Source organism: Pseudalkalibacillus hwajinpoensis (assembly GCF_015234585.1).
Lineage (GTDB): Bacteria > Bacillota > Bacilli > Bacillales > Guptibacillaceae > Guptibacillus > Guptibacillus hwajinpoensis_B.
The window spans coordinates 1,018,649-1,038,366 of the sequence record NZ_JADFCM010000001.1; the positions used below are offsets into that span (position 1 = coordinate 1,018,649).

23 protein-coding genes are annotated in these 19,718 nt (G+C 41.4%); 14 read left to right on the plus strand and 9 right to left on the minus strand.

Annotation, left to right across the window (positions count from 1 at the left end; all coding sequences use genetic code 11):
- Positions 1 to 4 precede the first annotated feature (4 nt).
- Genes IQ283_RS04920 through IQ283_RS04935 form a run of 4 tightly spaced genes read left to right on the plus strand, consistent with a single transcriptional unit; the run spans position 5 to position 3,812 of the window.
- Entirely contained in the window at positions 5 to 724 is a 720-nt protein-coding gene (locus IQ283_RS04920) for a ThuA domain-containing protein (RefSeq protein ID WP_194219011.1), read from the plus strand.
- 24 nt (positions 725 to 748) lie between these two features.
- Positions 749 to 1,777 (plus strand): Gfo/Idh/MocA family protein, encoded by a 1,029-nt coding sequence (locus tag IQ283_RS04925; RefSeq protein WP_194219012.1) that lies wholly within the window; start codon positions 749 to 751, stop codon positions 1,775 to 1,777.
- Positions 1,778 to 1,781: 4 nt separating this feature from the next.
- Positions 1,782 to 2,822 (plus strand): Gfo/Idh/MocA family protein, encoded by a 1,041-nt coding sequence (locus IQ283_RS04930; RefSeq protein WP_194219013.1) that lies wholly within the window; start codon positions 1,782 to 1,784, stop codon positions 2,820 to 2,822.
- Between the two features lie 21 nt (positions 2,823 to 2,843).
- Positions 2,844 to 3,812 (plus strand): sugar phosphate isomerase/epimerase family protein, encoded by a 969-nt coding sequence (locus IQ283_RS04935; protein WP_194219014.1) that lies wholly within the window; start codon positions 2,844 to 2,846, stop codon positions 3,810 to 3,812.
- A 55-nt stretch (positions 3,813 to 3,867) separates the two neighbouring features.
- Here the strand turns inward: IQ283_RS04935 and IQ283_RS04940 are convergent, their stop codons facing one another.
- The gene (locus tag IQ283_RS04940; RefSeq protein WP_194219015.1) at positions 3,868 to 4,689 is read right to left on the minus strand and encodes an SDR family oxidoreductase; all 822 of its coding nucleotides are present in this window, start codon (positions 4,687 to 4,689) and stop codon (positions 3,868 to 3,870) included.
- Positions 4,690 to 4,880: 191 nt separating this feature from the next.
- Here IQ283_RS04940 and IQ283_RS04945 point away from each other — a divergent pair, with 191 nt between their 5' ends.
- A complete protein-coding gene (locus tag IQ283_RS04945; protein WP_194219016.1) occupies positions 4,881 to 5,072 on the plus strand; it encodes a hypothetical protein in 192 nt (63 codons plus the stop codon).
- A gap of 49 nt (positions 5,073 to 5,121) precedes the next feature.
- Here IQ283_RS04945 and IQ283_RS24245 read toward each other — a convergent pair whose 3' ends face one another.
- Both IQ283_RS24245 and IQ283_RS04950 read right to left on the minus strand, forming a co-directional pair.
- The gene (locus IQ283_RS24245) at positions 5,122 to 5,250 is read right to left on the minus strand and encodes a hypothetical protein (RefSeq protein WP_276511800.1); all 129 of its coding nucleotides are present in this window, start codon (positions 5,248 to 5,250) and stop codon (positions 5,122 to 5,124) included.
- A gap of 24 nt (positions 5,251 to 5,274) precedes the next feature.
- Positions 5,275 to 6,282 carry an NAD(P)/FAD-dependent oxidoreductase gene (locus IQ283_RS04950; protein WP_194219017.1) on the minus strand — a complete coding sequence of 336 codons (1,008 nt, stop codon included), beginning with the start codon at positions 6,280 to 6,282 and terminating at the stop codon, positions 5,275 to 5,277.
- 372 nt (positions 6,283 to 6,654) lie between these two features.
- Here IQ283_RS04950 and IQ283_RS04955 point away from each other — a divergent pair, with 372 nt between their 5' ends.
- The 5 genes from IQ283_RS04955 to IQ283_RS04975 all read left to right on the plus strand — a co-directional run bounded on the left by IQ283_RS04955 (position 6,655) and on the right by IQ283_RS04975 (position 10,360).
- Positions 6,655 to 7,857 (plus strand): NAD(P)/FAD-dependent oxidoreductase, encoded by a 1,203-nt coding sequence (locus IQ283_RS04955; RefSeq protein ID WP_194219018.1) that lies wholly within the window; start codon positions 6,655 to 6,657, stop codon positions 7,855 to 7,857.
- Positions 7,858 to 8,071: 214 nt separating this feature from the next.
- A complete protein-coding gene (locus IQ283_RS04960; RefSeq protein WP_194219019.1) occupies positions 8,072 to 8,554 on the plus strand; it encodes an NUDIX hydrolase in 483 nt (160 codons plus the stop codon).
- 217 nt (positions 8,555 to 8,771) lie between these two features.
- Entirely contained in the window at positions 8,772 to 8,912 is a 141-nt protein-coding gene (locus IQ283_RS04965) for a YuiA family protein (RefSeq protein ID WP_194219020.1), read from the plus strand.
- A gap of 419 nt (positions 8,913 to 9,331) precedes the next feature.
- On the plus strand, positions 9,332 to 9,649 hold the full coding sequence (locus tag IQ283_RS04970; protein ID WP_194219021.1) for a YuiB family protein: 318 nt from the start codon (positions 9,332 to 9,334) through the stop codon (positions 9,647 to 9,649).
- Between the two features lie 123 nt (positions 9,650 to 9,772).
- Positions 9,773 to 10,360, plus strand: coding sequence for a 3D domain-containing protein (locus tag IQ283_RS04975; protein WP_276511808.1), 588 nt, complete (start codon positions 9,773 to 9,775; stop codon positions 10,358 to 10,360).
- A 46-nt stretch (positions 10,361 to 10,406) separates the two neighbouring features.
- Here IQ283_RS04975 and IQ283_RS04980 read toward each other — a convergent pair whose 3' ends face one another.
- Both IQ283_RS04980 and IQ283_RS04985 read right to left on the minus strand, forming a co-directional pair.
- Positions 10,407 to 11,216, minus strand: coding sequence for a cobalamin-binding protein (locus IQ283_RS04980; protein WP_194219023.1), 810 nt, complete (start codon positions 11,214 to 11,216; stop codon positions 10,407 to 10,409).
- Positions 11,217 to 11,232: 16 nt separating this feature from the next.
- A complete protein-coding gene (locus tag IQ283_RS04985; protein ID WP_194219610.1) occupies positions 11,233 to 11,715 on the minus strand; it encodes a divergent PAP2 family protein in 483 nt (160 codons plus the stop codon).
- Positions 11,716 to 12,072: 357 nt separating this feature from the next.
- On the opposite strand from IQ283_RS04985, the gene IQ283_RS04990 reads away from it, so the two are divergent.
- The 3 genes from IQ283_RS04990 (at position 12,073) to IQ283_RS05000 (ending at position 15,098) form a co-directional block, all read left to right on the plus strand.
- Complete coding sequence (locus IQ283_RS04990) at positions 12,073 to 13,395, plus strand: Na+/H+ antiporter family protein (RefSeq protein WP_194219024.1); 1,323 nt, start codon at positions 12,073 to 12,075, stop codon at positions 13,393 to 13,395.
- A 122-nt stretch (positions 13,396 to 13,517) separates the two neighbouring features.
- Complete coding sequence (locus IQ283_RS04995; RefSeq protein WP_194219025.1) at positions 13,518 to 14,114, plus strand: sulfite oxidase-like oxidoreductase; 597 nt, start codon at positions 13,518 to 13,520, stop codon at positions 14,112 to 14,114.
- 246 nt (positions 14,115 to 14,360) lie between these two features.
- Entirely contained in the window at positions 14,361 to 15,098 is a 738-nt protein-coding gene (locus IQ283_RS05000; RefSeq protein ID WP_194219026.1) for a PAS domain-containing protein, read from the plus strand.
- Positions 15,099 to 15,143: 45 nt separating this feature from the next.
- On the opposite strand, the gene IQ283_RS05005 is transcribed toward IQ283_RS05000, so the two are convergent.
- Together IQ283_RS05005 and IQ283_RS05010 are read right to left on the minus strand one after the other, a co-directional pair.
- The gene (locus IQ283_RS05005; protein WP_194219027.1) at positions 15,144 to 16,526 is read right to left on the minus strand and encodes an N-acetylmuramoyl-L-alanine amidase; all 1,383 of its coding nucleotides are present in this window, start codon (positions 16,524 to 16,526) and stop codon (positions 15,144 to 15,146) included.
- A 154-nt stretch (positions 16,527 to 16,680) separates the two neighbouring features.
- Positions 16,681 to 17,265, minus strand: coding sequence for a YiiX/YebB-like N1pC/P60 family cysteine hydrolase (locus tag IQ283_RS05010; protein WP_194219028.1), 585 nt, complete (start codon positions 17,263 to 17,265; stop codon positions 16,681 to 16,683).
- Between the two features lie 168 nt (positions 17,266 to 17,433).
- On the opposite strand from IQ283_RS05010, the gene IQ283_RS05015 reads away from it, so the two are divergent.
- Positions 17,434 to 18,153, plus strand: coding sequence for a hypothetical protein (locus IQ283_RS05015; protein WP_194219029.1), 720 nt, complete (start codon positions 17,434 to 17,436; stop codon positions 18,151 to 18,153).
- Between the two features lie 22 nt (positions 18,154 to 18,175).
- On the opposite strand, the gene modB is transcribed toward IQ283_RS05015, so the two are convergent.
- Together modB and modA are read right to left on the minus strand one after the other, a co-directional pair.
- Positions 18,176 to 18,835: a molybdate ABC transporter permease subunit gene (modB, locus tag IQ283_RS05020; protein ID WP_194219030.1), complete on the minus strand. Its 660-nt coding sequence runs from the start codon at positions 18,833 to 18,835 to the stop codon at positions 18,176 to 18,178.
- Entirely contained in the window at positions 18,828 to 19,586 is a 759-nt protein-coding gene (gene modA / locus IQ283_RS05025) for a molybdate ABC transporter substrate-binding protein (RefSeq protein ID WP_194219031.1), read from the minus strand. Before modA ends, modB begins: the two co-directional genes overlap by 8 nt.
- Between the last annotated feature and the right edge of the window lie 132 nt (positions 19,587 to 19,718).

Consider the following 19,718-nt stretch of genomic DNA (forward strand, 5'->3'; position numbering starts at 1 on the left):
TTTAATGCTTAACGTAACCGTATGGAATGAAAATCGTCATGAGCAGAGTAGTGAAGAAGTAAGAAGAGTTTATCCTAACGGGATTCATGGAGCGATTGCGGAATTTCTGAAAGAAGATTTTGAAGTGAGAACGGCTACTTTGGACGAGCCAGAACACGGTTTATCTGAAGAAGTGCTAAATGGTACTGATGTGCTTCTGTGGTGGGGACATATCGCGCATGAAGAAGTGTCTGATGAAATTGTGAACCGCGTTCATCAACGAGTTCTTGATGGGATGGGGCTTATCGTCCTTCATTCTGGTCACTTTTCTAAAATTTTCAAGAAGCTAATGGGGACAGGCTGCGATTTGAAATGGCGTGAAGCGGATGAGAAAGAGAGAATGTGGATTGTAGATCCAACCCATCCGATTGCGGAGGGACTTGGTGAGAAAATTGAGCTTGAGAGAGAAGAAATGTATGGCGAGCATTTTGATATCCCAGCACCAGATGAACTTGTGTTTGTAAGCTGGTTTGAAGGCGGAGAAGTTTTCAGAAGCGGTTGTACATATAAGAGGGGACAAGGAAAGGTCTTCTATTTCAGACCTGGTCATGAGACATATCCAACCTATTATAATAAAGAGATCCAGCAGGTTATGAAAAATGCTGTAGCCTGGGCTAAACCGACGACGATACCAAAACCAGTCTATGGAAATGCAAAACCGCTAGAAACCATCGCGTCTAAATAAGAGATTGATTGAGGAGGAGAAACCATGAATGAATTAAAAATTGGTGTTATCGGATGTGGGAGTATTGCGAAACACCGCCATTTACCAGAATACGCGGCAAACACACAAATAAAAATTGCTGCTGTGTGCGATATTGTGAAAACAAGAGCAGATGAAACAGCGGTTCTTTACGGAGCAAAGTCCTATGAAAGCTATGAGGAGCTATTGCAAAATAGTGAGATTGATGCTGTAAGTGTTTGTACGCCAAACTACCTTCATGCCCCGATTTCTATTGCTGCATTAAAAGCAGGAAAGCATGTTCTTTGCGAAAAGCCAATGGCAACGTCACGTGCAGATGCAGAAGAGATGATTGAGGCGGCTCGCACAAGTGGGAAAAAGTTAATGATTGCTCACAATCAACGCTTCGTTCCTTCCCACGCAAAGGCGAGAGATATTCTAGCAAGCGGTGAAATTGGCAAAGTGTATAGCTTTAGAACAGCTTTTGGACATCCTGGACCTGAAGGTTGGAGTGTGGATGGGAAAGATAGCTGGTTCTTCGAGAAAGAGAAAGCATTTATTGGAGCAATGGGAGATCTTGGTGTGCATAAGACCGATCTTATCCGCTATTTATTAAATGAAGAGATCGTAGAGGTAGGCTCGTTTGTTGAAACAAGTGCGAAGGAGTTTGCTACAGTTGATGATAATGCAGTGTGTATTTTAAAATCTGAAAGCGGTATTATTGGAACGCTAGCTGCAAGCTGGGCTTATACAGCGAGTGAAGATAATTCAACGATTATCTATGGCGAAAAAGCGATTCTTAGACTTGAAGACGATCCAGTGAATTCGCTTGTGGTTCAGTATCAGACAGGTGAAGTGGTGAAATATGAGCTTGGTGGTATTCAAACAAATGATAGCGGCGGCCAATCGAGTTCACAGGTTATCGACAAGTTCGTAGATAGCATTGTGTCGGATAGAGACGTTCCTGTAAGCGGTATGGAAGGGATGAATTCTCTTCAAGTGGTTCTCGCAGCACTAGAATCAAATGAAACGAAGAAAATCGTTAACCTGAGGTGATCAAGTGAATAAATTACGTATGGGGATTATCGGGTCTGGCGGCATCGCCCAGTCCCGGCATATCCCAGCATACCAGCAGCTCTCTGAACAAGTAGAGTTGTTTGGTGTTTATGATGTCGATTATGAAAAAGCGCAGCAGGTAGGGCTTTCTTGTCATATTCCTAATGTGTACGAGCATGTACAGGATATGCTAAATGAAGTAGATGCCGTTACGATTTGCACACCGAATAAATTTCATGCGGATCTAGCTGAGCAAGCTCTACTCGCAGGTGTTCATGTTCTCTGTGAAAAGCCAATGGCGATGACAGTTGCAGAATGTGATCGGATGATTGCAGCAGAGAAAAAGTCTGGCAAAATCTTATCCATCGCTTATCATTATCGCTTCATGAAGGAACCGCGTGCGGCACGTCAACTTATTCAAGAGAATGAAATCGGTGATCCAATGGTTGCAAGAGTTCAAGCCCTTCGTCGCCGAAAGGTTCCTGGCTGGGGCGTGTTTACGAATAAACAGCTTCAAGGCGGCGGTAGCTTAATAGATTATGGATGCCACTTTCTTGATTTAAGTATTTGGCTAATGGGCAACGCGAAGCCTGTTGAAGTGTCAGGAACAACATACAATCGTTTAAGCAAAACGCCTGAACAAGTGAACCAGTGGGGAGCATTTGATCACGAGACGTTTAATGTGGATGATCATGTCACGGCATATATCCGTTTTGATAATAATATTTCTATGCTCTTTGAAACATCCTGGTCAGCCAACATTGCAGAGGACAAAGAGTCTGTTAGTATCTCCGGTAGTGATGGGGGTCTCGATGTTTTTCCATTTCAATTAAATAAAGCTCAGCACGGCATGCTTTTAAATACGAGCAGTCAATGGGTACCAGGAGATGAGGACCCAGGATTGCCTCAAGCTGCGAATTTTGTGAACAGCTGTCTTGGACTAGAGGAACCGATCGTAAAATCGGAAGAGGCGAGACGTGTGTCACAAGTAATTGAAGCAATTTATGAAAGCTGTACAACTGGGAGAAGCATTCGACTTGATTAAAAACATAAGAGGAGTGGTCCTATGAAACTAGGTGTATTTACTGTACTATTCTCAGATAAGTCATTCGAAGAGATGCTCGATCATGCGAAAGCATCTGGACTTAAAGCGGTGGAAATCGGAACGGGAGGTTATCCAGGTAATGCTCATTGCAATCTGGATGAATTGCTCGAAAGTGAAGAGAAGCGCTCGGAATATCTTGATAAAGTTCATTCAAGAGGACTCGAAATTAGTGCGTTTAGCTGTCACGGGAATCCTATTTCTCCTGATAAGAAATTTGCTGAGGAGTGCCACGACACTTTCGTTAAGACTGTGAAATTAGCATCGGCAATGAACGTTCCGGTAGTGAATACATTCTCAGGAACGCCCGGTGATAGCGAAGACGCGAAAAACCCAAATTGGCCAGTAACGCCATGGCCAGCGGAGTACTCAGATATTTTGAAGTGGCAATGGGAAGAGAAGCTAGTTCCTTATTGGAAAGAGTGGGGGCAATTTGCTAAGGATCATAATGTGAAAATAGGTCTTGAGCTTCATGGCGGGTTTCTTGTACATACACCTTACACGATGCTTAAGCTTCGTGAGCTAACGTGTGACGCAATCGGTGCAAACTTCGATCCAAGTCACATGTGGTGGCAAGGAATTGACCCTGTCGCAGCCATAAAAATTCTTGGAAAAGAAAATGCGATCCATCATTTCCATGCGAAAGACACGTATATCGATCAGGATAATGTGAACATGCATGGATTAACAGACATGCAGCCTTATGGAGAAGTGAAGACACGAGCATGGACTTTCCGTTCTGTTGGTTGTGGACATAGTAATCAAGAATGGTCTCACATGATGAGCGCACTTCGTACATATGGCTATGACCATGTTGTAAGCATTGAACACGAAGATCCACTCATGTCTATTAACGAAGGCTTCCAAACGGCTGTTAAGAACCTTCAATCTGTTTTAATTGTTGAAGAGCCAACTGAAATGTGGTGGGCTTAAGTTTATTCATAAAGAAACCCCGATGCTCGTTGCATCGGGGTTTTGCTTCCTTGTCTTACTCTGTTTCCTTTTTCCATTGCTCATCGATTAACATCTTACCAGGCCAAGTATACGCCATAATACCACCATCAGCTGTAATATCCTCACCTGTCACATAAGAGCTATCATCAGATGCTAAGAAAAGAGCGACCTTCGCCATTTCATCCGGGCGGCCAAGTCTACCAAGTGGTGTAATCCACTTATTCGCATCTCTAAATTTCTGACCCATTTCTTCTTCTTTTGAACCGGCAAGCTCATCAATTAGTGGCGTTTCAATCGTACCTGGAGAGAGAGAGTTTACTCGAATTCCCTGTCTTGCATAGTCAATCGCCATGGCTTTCGTAAAGTTAGTAATACCACCTTTTGCTGCGTTGTAGCCTGAACGATCCAGATCAGCTGCTCGACCTGACATCGATGACGTATTAATAATCGATCCACCATTATCCATCATGAGTGGAAGTAAGTATTTGCTTGTTAAAAATGTACCGCGCAAGTCAACTGAAACAATGCGATCGAATAATTCGACTGGGTATTCGTGGACTTTTCCACCTTCCTGGTCAACCCCTGCGTTATTAAAGAGAACATCAATCGTGCCATATTCCTCTTTGACTTGGTTAGCAAAACTCGTTACGCTTTCCTCACTTGATACATCAACGTGGAAAGTTTTTACATTACCTCCGTTGTTATTTAGCTTCTCAGCTGTTTTACTCATCTCTTCTGTATTAACATCAGCACATAAAACTGTAGCTCCTTCTTTTGCGAAAAGCTCAACAGTGGCTTGTCCAATACCAGTTGCAGCTCCAGTAATTACCGCTGTTTTATTTTGTAATCTACTCATTGATAAGTCCTCCTGTAAACAGATTATTTTAAGTCTATTTTGGGTTTACCCGCTTCAAGAAGAAAATAATCACAAGGAATGTGCTGTTAAGAAAATATCTTTCATGGAAAAATACGGTACTAGTGTAAACTATTTGTCATATCTCAAGAATTCTGACGGTGATAAAATGACTGTATAAGGAGGGGATTTTGTTGTTTACTGTAAAGATACATGAAGAGGGATCTGGAGATTTAGAGGCAGAGGATTTTGAAGTGCGCTATCAGGCTAATGTCGCATTTAAAGAAAAAACACTCGCATACTCTAATCGTTCAGGGCGTTATGAAATTACGTTGAATGGTTCAGGTGAAGAAATTCTAGCAACCAAAGTAGGGCTTGGATGGTGAAAACATACATATTAAAAACCCCGTACAAGTGTACGGGGTTTTTAACGTCTTAGTGAGAAGAATGGAAAAGGTTTTGTTTAACGGTTTTCCAGTTCGGTTTTGGCGTATCTTTAAGACTTTTATAAAGAGAGAAGCCAAGACCTGCTATCATCACGATGATAAAGAGAATCTCATCCATGTGTACCCCTCACTTTCCTTGAACTTACTTTTTTTTATCGAAAAGACTAGTGCTGTGAAGCGGCTGTACTTTTGCATCAGGATCCATATAGGATTTTGCATTATTAACAGCTGTTGGTGCTTCACCAAATCCAGAGGCGATAAGCTTTACTTTGCCGTCATATGTAGCAACATCACCAGCTGCATAAATACCAGGAATGTTTGTTTCCATTTTGGTATTAACAACAATGGAGTTCTTTTCAATATCAAGGCCCCATTCTTTAATTGGTCCAAGAGAAGAAATGAAGCCGTAGTTCACAATAACTGCATCCACGTCTTTCGTTATTTTCTCTTCACCTTTAACTTGCTCGAGAACAACCTGGTTAATGCGTTCTCCGTCACCAATGAACTCAGTAATGTTATACGGCGTTTGAATGTTTACAGAAGAGTTCATAAGCTGTTCAACGCTGTGTTCGTGAGCTCTGAACTTATCTCGACGGTGAATGAGTGTTACTTCTTCAGCAATTGGCTCAAGCATATTAGCCCAATCCACTGCTGAATCTCCTCCACCAGCAATAAGAACTTTTTGTCCTGCAAATGCTGTGAGATCATTTACGAAATAGTGAAGGTTCTTTCCTTCATAAAGATCAGCACCTTCTACTTTCAAGCGACGAGGTTGGAAGGCCCCAACACCAGCAGTAATAATAACTGCTCGCGTATAATGCTCGTCTCCTGTGTTTGAACGAAGGTAAAGAGTGCCGTCTTCTTGTTTTGTTACTTCTTCCACCGACTGCTCCAAAGCAACCTCTGGTTGAAATTGATTCGCCTGTTCGACAAGATTATCGACAAGATCTTGTGCGAGAACTTTTGGAAAGCCAGCGACGTCATAAATGTATTTTTCAGGATAGAGTGCAGAGAGCTGCCCTCCAAGCTGTGGCATACTTTCAATAATCTTTACTTTAAGTTGGCGCATACCACCGTAGAATGCGGTAAATAAGCCAACAGGACCTCCACCAATAATCGTTATATCATAAAGTTCATGTTGGTCAGTCATAAGTCAGTCCCCCTATAATTTATTCAATGTGCTTTCATTATTATAATCATAATAAAAACGGAACTAAACCCCTAAGGTGAAAACACCTCTAGAACTTTCATTATAAAGGTTGAAAAAGAAAAAAAAAAAGAATATGATTAGAATGGAGCGTCAGATTTGAAAATTTTATGACAAAGTGCGGGCTAGATCACCATTTTTTTCGGTCTAGAACGTGAAATACTTAACAATGTCTCTTGATCCTATTCAATATTGTTCATTTTTGAGAAAGAGATTCCTTATATTTAGCGTTTATTGACGTTTCACGATGGGACAATGCAGGGAAATCTACAATATGTCCTAAAAAAATACCGATAAAAGGTGGATGTGATTCAAGTGAGTAGGCCAAAAATCGCAATTTTAGGTGCAGGGTACGGCGGTATTATGACAGCAGCTCGTCTTCAAAAAGAGATGGGAACAAATGAAGTGGAAGTTACGCTTGTGAATAAGCATGACTATCATTACCAAACAACATGGCTTCATGAACCAGCTGCAGGAACAATGCACCATGACAAAACAAGAATTATGATCAAAGATGTCATTGATATGAACAAAATCAAATTTATTAAAGACACAGTCGTAGAAGTAAAGCCGGATGAAAAGCGCGTCATTCTCTCTAACGGTGAACTTGAATACGATTACCTTGTGCTAGCACTTGGTTTTGAACCAGCTACGTTTGGTATTAAGGGTCTTAAAGAAAATGCCTTCAGTATTCGTAGCGTAAACTCCGTTCGAAAAATTCGTGAACACATTGAATACCAGTTCGCAAGCTACAATAATGAGTCTAAGCGTCGCGATGATCTTCTAACCATTATTGTCGGTGGCGCAGGATTCACTGGAATTGAATTTGTTGGTGAACTTGCTGAACGTGTTCCTGAACTGTGCAAAGAGTTCGATATCCCTCGTGATCGCGTTAAAATCATTAATGTGGAAGCGTCCCCAACTGTTCTTCCTGGTTTTGATGAGGAGCTTGTAGAATACGGAATGAATCTACTTGAACGTAAAGGTGTGGAATTCCGTACGAGCACAATGATCAAAGAAGTAACAGAAGACGGCGTTATTTTGGGTGAGGATGAAGAAGTAAAAGCGGCGACAGTTGTTTGGACTGGTGGCGTGCAAGGTAACTCCATCGTTGCAAATTCTGGCTTCGAAACAAACCGCGGCCGTGTTCCTGTTCGTAAAGATCAGCGTACACCGGATTACGATAATGTTTTCGTTGTTGGAGATTGTGCTCTTCTTATTAACGAAGAAATCAATCGTCCATTCCCTCCGACGGCTCAGGTTGCGATCCAAGCTGCTGGAGCTGTATCTAAGAACTTATTGAGCCTTGTGCGCGGGAAAGAGCTTGAGAGCTTTACTCCTGACATCAAAGGTACGGTTGCTTCACTTGGTAAAGGCGAAGCGATTGGTAAAGTTGGGAATAAAAAGCTCTATGGTAGCACAGCGTCTGCTATGAAAAAAGTGATTGATAATCGCTATCTCTTCATGCTTGGTGGGCCAGGGCTTGTCTGGAAAAAAGGTAAGCTTAAGCTATTTTAAGATCATTCGATAAAGAGGGCAAAGACGTCATGTCTTTGCCTTTTTTTGCTCTTATGAAATGATTCATTTGTGATCAGCGCAATAAGAAAAACGAAGGCGATCGTCATAAAGGAGATGACGATCAGCCAAGTTTTTCTAATCTATTCAATAGAATAGGGGCTATAGTAAAGTCTATGAACGTACTACTTTATTTATTCCAGGGGAGGATTTCGATTTGACCGAAAGAGGAAAAGTATGGTTGGCAGCAGCAGGCATTGTGGAATTTGAGGGGAAGTATCTCGTCGTGATGAAGAAGTATGGTGGTTTAAAAGGGAAATGGTCTTTTCCTGCTGGATTTGTGGATCCGGGTGAAACGGTTGATGAAGCAGCTGTCCGAGAAATTTTTGAAGAAACGGGTATTGTTGCAGAAACGACTGGAATAGCAGGAATTCGTTCAGGTGTCATTAACAAAGATGTAAGTGATAACTTAGTGGTTTTTTATATGAGAAGAACCGGAGGCACGCTAACGTCCGAAACGAATGAAATTGGAGAGTCCCGATTTTTAACAAAGGAGGAACTGCTTACTGATCCACGTACGTCGTCTATGATTCCTTCTTTTCTGAATGGAATGGATCAGTTTATAACGGAGATGAATCCTGGAAATCAATTTCAGTACACGTCTTACAAATTGTTATATTCGAGCTTCAATAAAAAGTGAAAACTTTAAAACGAATGGAAACACCTCGGTTATAGATGGAAAGGTCCGATTCGCTCACATCACCTACTAATGGTTGAAATGATTTGATAAATGACGAAATAATCTGATAACTAAGGATGTATTCGCTTACACGGGCTGTCAGTGTGAAATTTGGTGTTTTTCTTTTTCAACGTTTCTTGATATATTATCAGAAAATTACAACAAAGGAGTGGTTGATGTGAGAAGACAACAAAATAAGGCGAAAGCAACTGATTGCCCTTATTGCCAGGGAAAGGGGTACTTTCAACTACTTCTTGGTGGATCGGAAACATGTGATAACTGTGGAGGAAGTGGAGCAAAACAAAATCCAACTAACTAAGCGTTTGAGAGCGCTTAGTTTTTCTTTTGGTTCAAAATAAGAATGTATGGATTGAGGTCTAGCTCCAGCGCTTGTCGGACCTACCGGACGCTTGCGCTTTTCATTGATCTAGCTCCAGCGCCCAGGTCCTCGAGTCGCTTCAGCCTTTCAGTTGAACACAAGGAACCGTGTTCAATTGAAAGGCTTCCAGCGCTTGTCGGACCTACCGGACGCTTGCGCTTTTCTTGATCTAGCTCCAGCGCCTACCTGCTCGAGGTCTTAAGCCGATCCTCATTGTGGCAAAGAACGCCACATTGAGGATCGTCTTAAGCTTGTCGCAGGTAAACAAGGCGCTTGCGCTTTTCTTTTGTTCACCCTCTGTTCATTGACTAAAATGGGACAATCCAGTAAACTAACAATGATTACTCGGGGGTGAAACGATGGCGATTCCACAGCTGATTATTTCGATGCTGCTGTTTATTGTGCTTTTCTTTGGAATTGGATTCCTGCTTAACATGCTTCTTCGCTCGACATGGATTATGGCAGTTGTCTATCCTGTAATCGTTATCATGATTATTGATAACGTTACGTTTTTTCAATATTTTTCCTCACCAGGTTCATCATTTAAAGCGTTAGGTACTGATCTTCTTTCACTAGGAAGTGCCGATGCGATTATTTTAACTGCTGGACTTGTTGGAGCTGTGTTCGCAGGTGTTGCGATCAGAATGCTTCGTGTAAGAGGATATCAGATGTTTTAAAAGCTTCGCCAATTGTTGGCAGAAGCTTTTTATATGTGTAAAAGCACGTTATCTTGATGAATAGGTTTTCACTTCTCTGGAAATGAATAGATCATGAGAGGAGTGGAAAATGTGCGATTTATCATGCTGATCGCAAAAGGGATGATCTTTACAGGACTTTTTGCAGCAGCGTTGCTATCAACTTATTTATTATTATCGGGTTTATCAATGCAAGATGTAACGAAGTGGATTTTTCCTCAGCAGACTGTACTCAGTGAAAAGGATAGGACAAGCCTAGCGACGTCTCAGGATTGGTCACAGTATCCAACGCATACCGTAACGGCTACAGGCTATACGGCAGGTGAGGAATCAACAGGGAAAACACCTGAGCACCCTGCATATGGCATCACCTATTCTGGCGTAAAGGTAAAGCGGGATCTTTATTCTACGATCGCTGCTGATACGTCCGTCTTTCCAATTGGTAGTGTACTCTTTATTCCTGAGTATGGCTTTGGGGTTGTAGCAGATACAGGAAGTGCGATAACTGGGAAGCGAATTGATCTCTATTACGACACAGTTAATGATGTTTATAATGAGTGGGGGAAAAAGACACTCGACGTATATCTGATCGAAAAAGGTGATGGAACCTTAACGGAAGAAATGTTGTTAACATTGAATGAAGAAGAGTCGATGCAAGTTTTCAGACAAGAGTTAATGAGTGAGAAAGAATAACAGAAGCTACAAAACGTCGGAGAGTATACTCTCCGACGTTTTGCGTTTACCTCTCATTTTCTAAGAAAGCATCTTCTCCTTCAAAAGAGGGATAGCGATCAGGATGAAGAATGGCTGCAAGTTTGACGAGGCCGGTCAATAAACGTGGTGAAGGGCGACAATAAAGCCATTCTTCAAGTACATGAATGGGACTTTCTTGAAGCTTATCCCAGTCCTGACGTTTTTGAACGATTTTTGGATTTACTTTATTCTGTCGAACGCCAACCCAGGCAAGACAAATATGGTCTGGTCTTCGCTTTACGACATCTGCCCAATCTGTTTGAACAGAAGCGAGTTCCACATCACGAAAAGAATTTCTCGCTCCTGCCAGTTCACTAATCTCAGTCAGCCAGTTTGTTTTACCAGGTGTGAAAATGGGCTTTGGCCACCATTCCCAATAAATATCCGGCTTCTCTGGGATTTGATCACTGATTTCCTTGTACTCCTGAATCAATTTCCTGAAACGATTGGAAAGAGAGAGGGCTTCCTGCTTTTTATTTGTAAGCTCTCCCAGAGTAACGAGATCGTTACAAATGTCCTCAAGGGAATTGGGATTTAATACTGTATAAGATAGACCAAGTTCATCCATACCTTCAATATTTTTCTCCATTCCTGGAACGCTCAGTGATGCGAGAATAAGGTCTGGTTTCAACGCTTCAACTTGCTTCAAATCAATTGAAAGATCGGGACCAAGACGTGGAAGACTCCTGATTTGTTCTGGCCAGTCGGAAAAGTCGTCAACACCGACAAGCTGATCTGTTAAACCAAGGTAGGCGCATAGCTCAGTATTACTAGGACACAATGAAACAATTCGCATTTAAGTCCTCCTATAATTAAGCGATTTGAAAAGCGTAGTATAAAATTAAAGTTGAAATAATTCCAAGCAAGCCACCAACGAGAACTTCAATTGGCTTATGCCCTAATAACTCTTTTAATTCTTCAATTTTCTCTCGTTCTTGCTTTTGCTGCCAATTTTTCGCTTCAGAAACGAATCTATTGAAATTAAGAACAAGCTGGTTTAGTACAATGGCTTGCTCTCCTGTTTGTCTGCGAACACCTGTTGAATCAAACATCACAATAATGCTGAACATCGCTGCTACGGCAAATATAGGAGAATCAAGGCCAGTCTCAAGTGCAACTCCTGTCGCTAAAGCTGTCGTAGCGGCGGAATGAGAGCTTGGCATCCCTCCTGTTGCATTAAAAAGGGACCAATTAATTTGTTTCGTTGCAATAAAATAAATCGGTACTTTCAGAAACTGGGCAAATACAACGCCAAATAGCGCTGCCCAAAGGGGGAAATTTAGCAAAATATCCATGAGTGACAACATCTTCCTTTCTAAACTGATCCTATGAATGGTGTACCCGAAGAAATTTACTTTCAATCGAGTGAATGATTGAAGTAATGAAGACGGTTGAGGATAAACTTTCAAGTCTTTACTCATTTGGTGGTTCATTTCGATCTTTGTGAATGAAATCCTTACCTAACTTCCATTTCAAACAAAGAATATTATGCATAAAATTGTCAGTCTATTATACCATATCCCTAAGAAGTTGTGACTTGCCACATGGTAAGATGGGGAAGCACCAGCGTCTTCCATTGACACGATTGCTCTTTCGTGTTAACTTATTAGTGATTTACCAAACTAAAGGATTAATTGAAAGGTTGTTACGTTATGAATGCCGTTATTCTTGCAGTTCTCATCATGCTAGGGCTAAGCCTTTTTCGTATACATGTTGTCATTGCACTTGTTATTGGAGCGATCGCCGGTGGTTTATTAGGGGGACTTTCTCTTAATGATACAATCGAAGCGTTTAGTTCAGGACTTGGAGGAGGAGCGACTGTTGCACTGAGCTATGCGTTGCTTGGTAGCTTTGCTGTAGGTCTTACTCGCACTGGACTTCCTGAATTAATTGTTGAGCGTGCTCTAAAGATGGTTAATCGTCGTGGAGGAGATCGGAAGAAGGGACTTGCTAAAGTTCTCATTCTCTTTGTCATTCTTCTCATCTCATGTTTCTCTCAGAACCTAGTACCTGTTCACATTGCGTTCATTCCCATTCTTATCCCACCTATTCTTCAGGTGTTAAATGAACTTGGAATGGATCGTAGAGCGGTAGCAGCTGTTCTGACTTTTGGACTAACCGCACCATACATTCTGTTACCGGCTGGTTTCGGTAAAATATTTCACGAAATTCTTCAGTCGAATATGGCTGATAGTGGCATGGAAATTGAACTTTCCTCTATACCGACAGCTATGCTGTTGCCAACAGCTGGACTCGTCGTTGGTCTCCTTATTGCGGTCTTCATTTCATACCGCAAGCCAAGGGCGTATAAACAACTATCTATTGCTCAGGAAGATACATCTGAGACATATAGTTATTCAAATCGCTCCATCCTATTTGCAATTTTATCTGTAGTCGTTACCCTTGCCGTTCAGATTCCAACTGAATCAATGATTCTAGGCGCACTTTCAGGTATTATCGTCCTTTATATTACGGGGAGCATTCGATTGGCTGAATCTGAAGCGATTTTAACAGACGGTATGAAAATGATGGCATTCATTGGTTTTGTGATGCTTGCAGCGAATGGGTTCGCTGAAGTTCTAAGACAAACGGGTGAAGTTCAATCGCTTGTAACACAAGCATCCGGATTAATAGGCGATAATAAAGCGCTAGCGGCTCTTTTGATGTTAATCGTCGGATTGTTTATTACGATGGGAATCGGATCATCATTCTCAACCATTCCAATTATTGCAGCGATTTATGTTCCACTTGCTATGGAATTAGGATTTAGCCCAATGGCAACAATTGCGCTTGTCGGAACTGCCGCAGCCCTCGGAGATGCGGGTTCACCTGCATCAGATAGTACATTAGGCCCTACATCAGGACTAAATGCAGATGGTCAGCATAATCACATTTGGGATACGGTTGTCCCAACGTTCCTACACTATAATATCCCGCTTATCTTATTTGGCTGGATTGCAGCTATGATCTTTTAACTAAGAAAAACACGGAGAGTGCTCTCCGTGTTTTTCTTTTTGCTTATTATAGAGCATTCTATAAAAGAAGGTTCGGTGTATTCTGTTACACTAAATAAAACAGCTATGAAATGAGGTGGCGTATGTACTTTGGTAAAGTAAAGGAGCAAAACAGCGATCGTGTTCCTCCTAATCAACGCGTAACGAAGGGATGGCCAGTTCTACACGTTGGGGACGTTCCATATTATGAAAAAAATCTTTCAAATTGGGATTTAAGAATAGGAGGCCTTGTTGAGCGCCCTACGGTTCTAACCTTTGAACAGCTAATGGCTCTACCTGAGATGTCAAAAACAAATGATATTCACTGTGTGACAGGCTGGTCGAAGTTTGATAATGAATGGGAAGGCATTGCAACACGGACGATAGCAGATCATGTAGGCATTCGAAAGGAAGCCAGGTTTGTTATGTTAGAGGCAGAAGAAGGGTGGACTACGAATCTTCCGCTTGAAGATTTTCTTGCAGAATCGAGCCTTCTTGCTTACAAACATAATGGGGAAATGTTAACCCCAGAACACGGCTATCCGATCAGAATGGTAGTACCCCATCTGTATTTCTGGAAAAGTGCGAAATGGATTCGCGCCATTAAATTTCGGTCAGAAAATCAGCAGGGCTTTTGGGAACGGAATGGTTATCATATGTATGGTGACCCGTGGAAAGAACAGCGGTTTGCTTGGGATTGAAAACTGCCTTATAGGCAGTTTTTTTGTGTTCAGAAAGTTACTAGATATGGAGAGAAATTTATAGTAGACAAAATGTTTCATTTACAAAGACAGGGAAATAAAGTTTGATGTAGAATGTAATATTTAGAATAAATACGAATGGGAAAGCTGGTAGCTCCATAATAGACTGACAGAGATGTAATGGACGAATTGAGTAGGCGATCCTCTCCTTTTGTTTCATGACCCTGATCTAATAGGAGTGATGTAGTGAGTATAGTGCAGGATCATATATTGAACCATATATCATGTGGTATTTTAGCGATCGATTTGGATTTTCGCATCATACACATGAACGAAGTAGCGGAAAAGTTACTAAAAGTTAAGCGTGAAGATGTGTTAGGGGAAAATGTATACGAAATTTTCCCGTTAGCGCCAGAAGAAGTGCGTCATGTGGAGAGGACGATTGAAACGGGAGAAGAGTATTTCGTCGAAGCTATGCCGTATAGTTGGGGGATATATAACCTGTATTTAACCATTCAAACAAGGGTTTTACGGGAATCTGATAAAATGTATGGAGCAATGGTAGAATTCCGGGATATGACTCATTTGTATGAAAAACAAGAAGAACTGATTGATCGCATGGAGAACATGGCAGTGAACGTAATCCCTCTTATGGATCAACTGGGATTATTACCTCTTCAACCTGTTGTGGAAGAAGTAGGTTTTCAATTCCTTCTTGATATAGGACTTCAAAAAGTAGCTGATATGAAGGTGAATACTCTTATTATCGATTTATCGTCTGTTACCTCTCTCAATCAAGAGTTTTCTGAAATGATGGTAAAGTTATGCGGCTCATTGAACCTCCTTGGGGTGGATATCATGATTACTGGGGTACGTGCAGAAACGGCAATAAAGTGGATTTCATCAGGAACGGATTACATAAAAACAACCTATCATCCGCACGTTCAGGCTGCTATTTCAAAGTATAAGAATAGCCGGTTATAAAAAAGAGCGTTCTCCTAAAGTGGGGAACGCTCTTTCATCTAAATGTTAAATTTCAAGGTTTTTGAGTGTTGTTTGCAATGTTGCCTGTTCTTTTTCGATTTTGACTAATGCCGTTTCGATCATTTTTTTGTACAAAGAGAGAATGAGCTCACCGTAATTGGAACCAGGCACTGCCCATTTTCCATTCAATGCCTGCCATGTTGTGGCAGAGCCACGTGTCACAAGATCGAATCTTGGATCGACTTTTTCGTCCCATGCCGGAAGAGGTGATGTCGAAGCATATGCATAGAGGTGTTGGATATGAGCAAGAACGCCAGTCGAAGCATTTGGAAAGGCGGCACCTGCTGCTCCGCCTCCGGTCGCTCCAATTCCTGCGAAATTATTTTGCTCTGGTTTCACATCACCAGTAAAACGAAAGAAATTTGTTTCGTGAAGTGCTTGAGCATACGCAATATCACCGCGAATGGAATATTTCTTACTATGCGCCAAATATAGGGCAGCAAGGTCTGGTGCTCCAGGATTAATGGTTCTTGTATAAGCATCCATTTGCTCGGCTGACAACACCGCATTGCCCTGTATTTTATAGCCTTTGTCTGGCTCCGGCTCGGGGACCACCACGGGCGGGTTTCCTTTTTCAACTAGTATAAATGTTTCAATACCTGCTTTGTTTAACTTTTCTGCTAAGACTTCTGCATTTGCTTTTTCCTTAAATGCGCCAACTTGAATGCGGTAGATTGTTTCCTTGTTGACGACAGTGGTGGCTATAAAACCCCCAAAGCCTTTTTGGATTAACATGTTGAGATAGGTTTCTGCATTATCTCGCTTGCTAAAAGCTCCCGCAATCACTTTATATAAAGTGCCATCGACCGGCTTAGGTTTTAACGGAAGTTTCATGGCGGTTGCAGTTGCATCAGCAATGACAGTCGATATGTCTGTCATAAATGCGGGGTTGGTGAGGAGTTTAAGGTCTTTTTCACTATCAACAAATAACACTTCAATTAGCAATGCATTCATTTTCGTTTCGCGTAAGACATGAAAGTTGGCGCGTTTTTTTCCGCGATCCAAGATGTTGTATTTCTTTAATATCTCAGTTGAAATTTTGTTGTGAATGGTCGATTGTAGTTGGACGGTTTCATTTGGAACAGTGCCATTAAAAATATATGTTTCAAACCCGCTTCCCCCTGCAGCATTATGGTGAATGCTAAGATAGAAATCAGCTTTGATCGCATTTGCAAAATTTGTTCTAGGTTTTAAGTCAATGGTTTTATCGGATTCGCGTGTTAATGCCACTTCAACTTCGTATTTTGAAAATAAACGATCTCTTACCATACGAGCAATGGCAAGGTTGAAATTTTTCTCTTGATAACTTTTATACGTTGCACCAGGGTCTGTACCACCGTGCCCTGGATCAATTACGATTAACGTCAAGTGACTCCCTCCATCATTGTCGGATACTATTAGTATATTTATACCAATTCAATCTGTCTGGACAAACCGTACAATTAGGAGGAGTTTCTTGAAAATAGGCTTTTTACCACAATAAATAGTGTAATTGTGCTATAAAAAATCATGATGGTTCATGTTACGGAATGAGTTTATATAGTGGTTGAACAGCTGGATCACTTGCAATATGCTCTGGATAAATGAAGCCTCGACCATCGTCTGAGAAAGAGATGCCTGCTTTTTGGAAACACTCCTGAATAAACTCTGAACAGATGTATTTGTCATTTGGTATCGATTCAAGGTCGCCAATCACGACGCTTGCCAGGATTTTAAGGATTTCTTCTATGTCATAAAGCTTTCCTGTTAGATCAGCGCCTCTTCTTAGCATTGCATTACGCTTACTTTCGTCTAAGTTCTTTGTGAGAGAATGCCTTGCAAGATAAAGCTTTCCTTTGTATGGGTGCCCTGAATTTCGATAGTCCTGGAAATAATGAGATAGCGGTACGATGCGTACACCGTAACTTTCCACGCTTTCTAGCATCATAATGCGATCCATCCACCGAAATAGAAGAGCAACGTGACTGAATTGAGATTTGGATACATTCTGAATGATTTTACTAACTGGGTATGAGCCACTACAAAGGAGAAGGTCGCCTGTTTGAATGTCATTTCGAACAGACAAGTAGTTTTTGACGGTTAAGTTAACGTAACGGTTTGCTGACATGATGAACCTCCTATAAATGAGCCTACTCTTGTAGTTAGATACATAAACCATTTCTCCTTCTTTTTACCATTGGAACTATAGGACCAAAACTGTTTCGACATAATAGTGAAGAAAATGGTTGTATTTGCTGAACAAATAATCTTATAGTTAATTGTGAGGTGAATGAGAATGGATTTCTTAAAAGCAGTGGTGGTTATCGCATTTCTTCTTATGACGGCTAATATCATTAAACCCTTTGTAACATCTTCTAGAAAAAGAGCAGCAATGTTTGCCGGTTTTTGGCTATTGTTATACATAGTCGTCTGGGGCGTTCCGGCCTTTGGCGGTGCGCCTACTGATGAAGCGATCGGGAATGGAAATGAATCATCAGGAAACAGTCAGCAAAATGAGGACGAAGCCCCGAATGATGTGAAGGAAGAAGAAGCTCAGATTGAAGAAGAGATTGATTTTGAACCTTCATCGATTGAATTGATTGTAAATGCTCCGGAGTTACTAGGTTTATCACGTGAGGAATTTCTATCGAACTTCCCTAAGAGCATTGAGCCAGATCGCAAGGATCCAATGAAAATGACATTTGAAAATGGTGAAGTTATTTTCAAAGATAATGTCGCCGTTGAGATGAATTATTTTCCAGAAGGGCTGCATTATCTTGAGGATAACCGCCTTCTCCTCGCGAGTTTAGGTTTTGAAGTTGAAGAGGTTAGAAAAGGGTCGAATCCATTTGAGAAGCCTGTAACGATCTATCTTATTGAAGGATTTACTGATGTGACGATTTATGGAACGGAAGGTAAGAGTGAAGACCCTTTCATTGAGAAAATTCATTTGCGGAAAGAATTCTATCCAGCATCGGCTGAGCCTGAGGAAGAAGAAATGAATACAGAAGAGTAAAAAACTCGCGTAAGCGAGTTTTTTATATTTTAATCGCTACTCGGTAAGATAAAAAAAGCATGATCGTTGAGATGGTAATGGTTACGATCACCCAGGACCAGGCAAGTGTCATTTGACCAGAATCAATGGCAACATAAATAGCCGTGGGCATGGTTTGTGTTTTTCCGGGGAGGTTTCCGGCGAACATTAAAGTCGCTCCAAATTCCCCAAGTGCACGAGCGAAGCTTAAGATAATCCCAGAGATAAGAGCGTTTGAAGCAAGTGGAATTGAGATGATTCTTAAAACCGTCCATTTTCCTGCTCCATCTACCCGTGCTGCATCCTCAATATCTCGATCAACTGACTCAAAACCGACTTTAGCTGATTGATACATGAGCGGGAATGCAACGACACTTGCCGCGACAACACCTGCTTGCCACGTGAAAATGAGTGAGTGCTCGAAGATCGTCTCAATCCACTGACCAATTGGACTTGAAGCGCCAAAGAGGACGAGTAGAATAAAGCCGACAACCGAAGGAGGCAGCACAAGCGGGAGCATTATAACGGTGTCGATCAAACTTTTCCCGCGAAAATTCTTTCCTGCCATTAGGTGACTAATGATAATACCGAGGACTGTCACGATGATACTTGCGACGAGAGAGATTTTAAGTGAAATTAGTATAGGATCAAGGAATTCAGTCATTTGCAGTCACGTCACTTTGGAAACCATAGGATTCAAAAATCGCTAATGCTTCATCGCTTTGTAAGAATGTGAAGTAGTCACTGGCACCTTCGTTAGCTCCTTTGACGATCCCGGCAGGATAAATGATCGGTGAATACGATTGGATAGGTACATCTTCTACCAAGGTTACTTTGCTAGAAGAGCGATAGTCGGTTTCATAAACAATACCTGCATCGGCATTACCTGTTTCAACGTAAGTCAGAACCTGTCGCACATCTTTACTGAAGATTAGCTGATCTTCTAGCTTATCCCACTTGTTTGCGTATTGCAGCGCTTCTTTTGCATAGGCTCCAGCTGGGACCGTTTCAGGGGTTCCGATCGCAAAACGACCTTCATGACTTTCATCTAATTGGTCAAAGCTACTCAATTTAGATGATTGGCTTTTAATTAGAACGAGTTTATTTCGCAGTAAATTTGTTTCGATTTCAAGCAGGTCTTCCTTTTTAATATCATCGAAATAAGACTCTGATGCAGAGAAGTAGACATCTATAGGTGCGCCTTGCTTGATCTGATTGGCTAGAACACCGGATGATGCAAGATTTAGAGTGATTTCTGTATCAGGGTGTTCTTGTTCGTAAAGAGAATTTAACTCTTTCATCGCATCACTTAAACTAGCCGCTGCGGCAACCGTTATATTGGCTGTTTCTTCTTTGCTTGATTGACATCCTGCAATGGAGAACACCATAAAGGTAAGAAGTAGTAAATGCTTCATATGTAAGATCCTTTCATCTGCTAATCTTCCATCTATTATAACGAAACTTCCTCTATTTGTACGGTAAGAAGACATAGAAAAATTGGATCACTTTTTGATTTATCGCAAAGTGATCCAATTCAAATGTGGGAT

Bases quoted from the DNA above. Each gene is read 5' to 3' on its own strand.
- IQ283_RS04920 (WP_194219011.1), top strand. From the start codon at position 5: ATGCTTAACGTAACCGTATGGAATGAAAATCGTCATGAGCAGAGTAGT.
- IQ283_RS04925 (WP_194219012.1), top strand. From the start codon at position 749: ATGAATGAATTAAAAATTGGTGTTATCGGATGTGGGAGTATTGCGAAA.
- IQ283_RS04935 (WP_194219014.1), top strand. From the start codon at position 2,844: ATGAAACTAGGTGTATTTACTGTACTATTCTCAGATAAGTCATTCGAA.
- IQ283_RS04940 (WP_194219015.1), bottom strand. From the start codon at position 4,689: ATGAGTAGATTACAAAATAAAACAGCGGTAATTACTGGAGCTGCAACT.
- IQ283_RS24245 (WP_276511800.1), bottom strand. From the start codon at position 5,250: ATGGATGAGATTCTCTTTATCATCGTGATGATAGCAGGTCTTGGCTTC.
- IQ283_RS04950 (WP_194219017.1), bottom strand. From the start codon at position 6,282: ATGACTGACCAACATGAACTTTATGATATAACGATTATTGGTGGAGGT.
- IQ283_RS04970 (WP_194219021.1), top strand. From the start codon at position 9,332: ATGGCGATTCCACAGCTGATTATTTCGATGCTGCTGTTTATTGTGCTT.
- IQ283_RS04975 (WP_276511808.1), top strand. From the start codon at position 9,773: ATGCTGATCGCAAAAGGGATGATCTTTACAGGACTTTTTGCAGCAGCG.
- IQ283_RS04980 (WP_194219023.1), bottom strand. From the start codon at position 11,216: ATGCGAATTGTTTCATTGTGTCCTAGTAATACTGAGCTATGCGCCTAC.
- IQ283_RS04985 (WP_194219610.1), bottom strand. From the start codon at position 11,715: ATGGATATTTTGCTAAATTTCCCCCTTTGGGCAGCGCTATTTGGCGTT.
- IQ283_RS04990 (WP_194219024.1), top strand. From the start codon at position 12,073: ATGAATGCCGTTATTCTTGCAGTTCTCATCATGCTAGGGCTAAGCCTT.
- IQ283_RS04995 (WP_194219025.1), top strand. From the start codon at position 13,518: ATGTACTTTGGTAAAGTAAAGGAGCAAAACAGCGATCGTGTTCCTCCT.
- IQ283_RS05010 (WP_194219028.1), bottom strand. From the start codon at position 17,265: ATGTCAGCAAACCGTTACGTTAACTTAACCGTCAAAAACTACTTGTCT.
- IQ283_RS05015 (WP_194219029.1), top strand. From the start codon at position 17,434: ATGGATTTCTTAAAAGCAGTGGTGGTTATCGCATTTCTTCTTATGACG.
- modB (WP_194219030.1), bottom strand. From the start codon at position 18,835: ATGACTGAATTCCTTGATCCTATACTAATTTCACTTAAAATCTCTCTC.
- modA (WP_194219031.1), bottom strand. From the start codon at position 19,586: ATGAAGCATTTACTACTTCTTACCTTTATGGTGTTCTCCATTGCAGGA.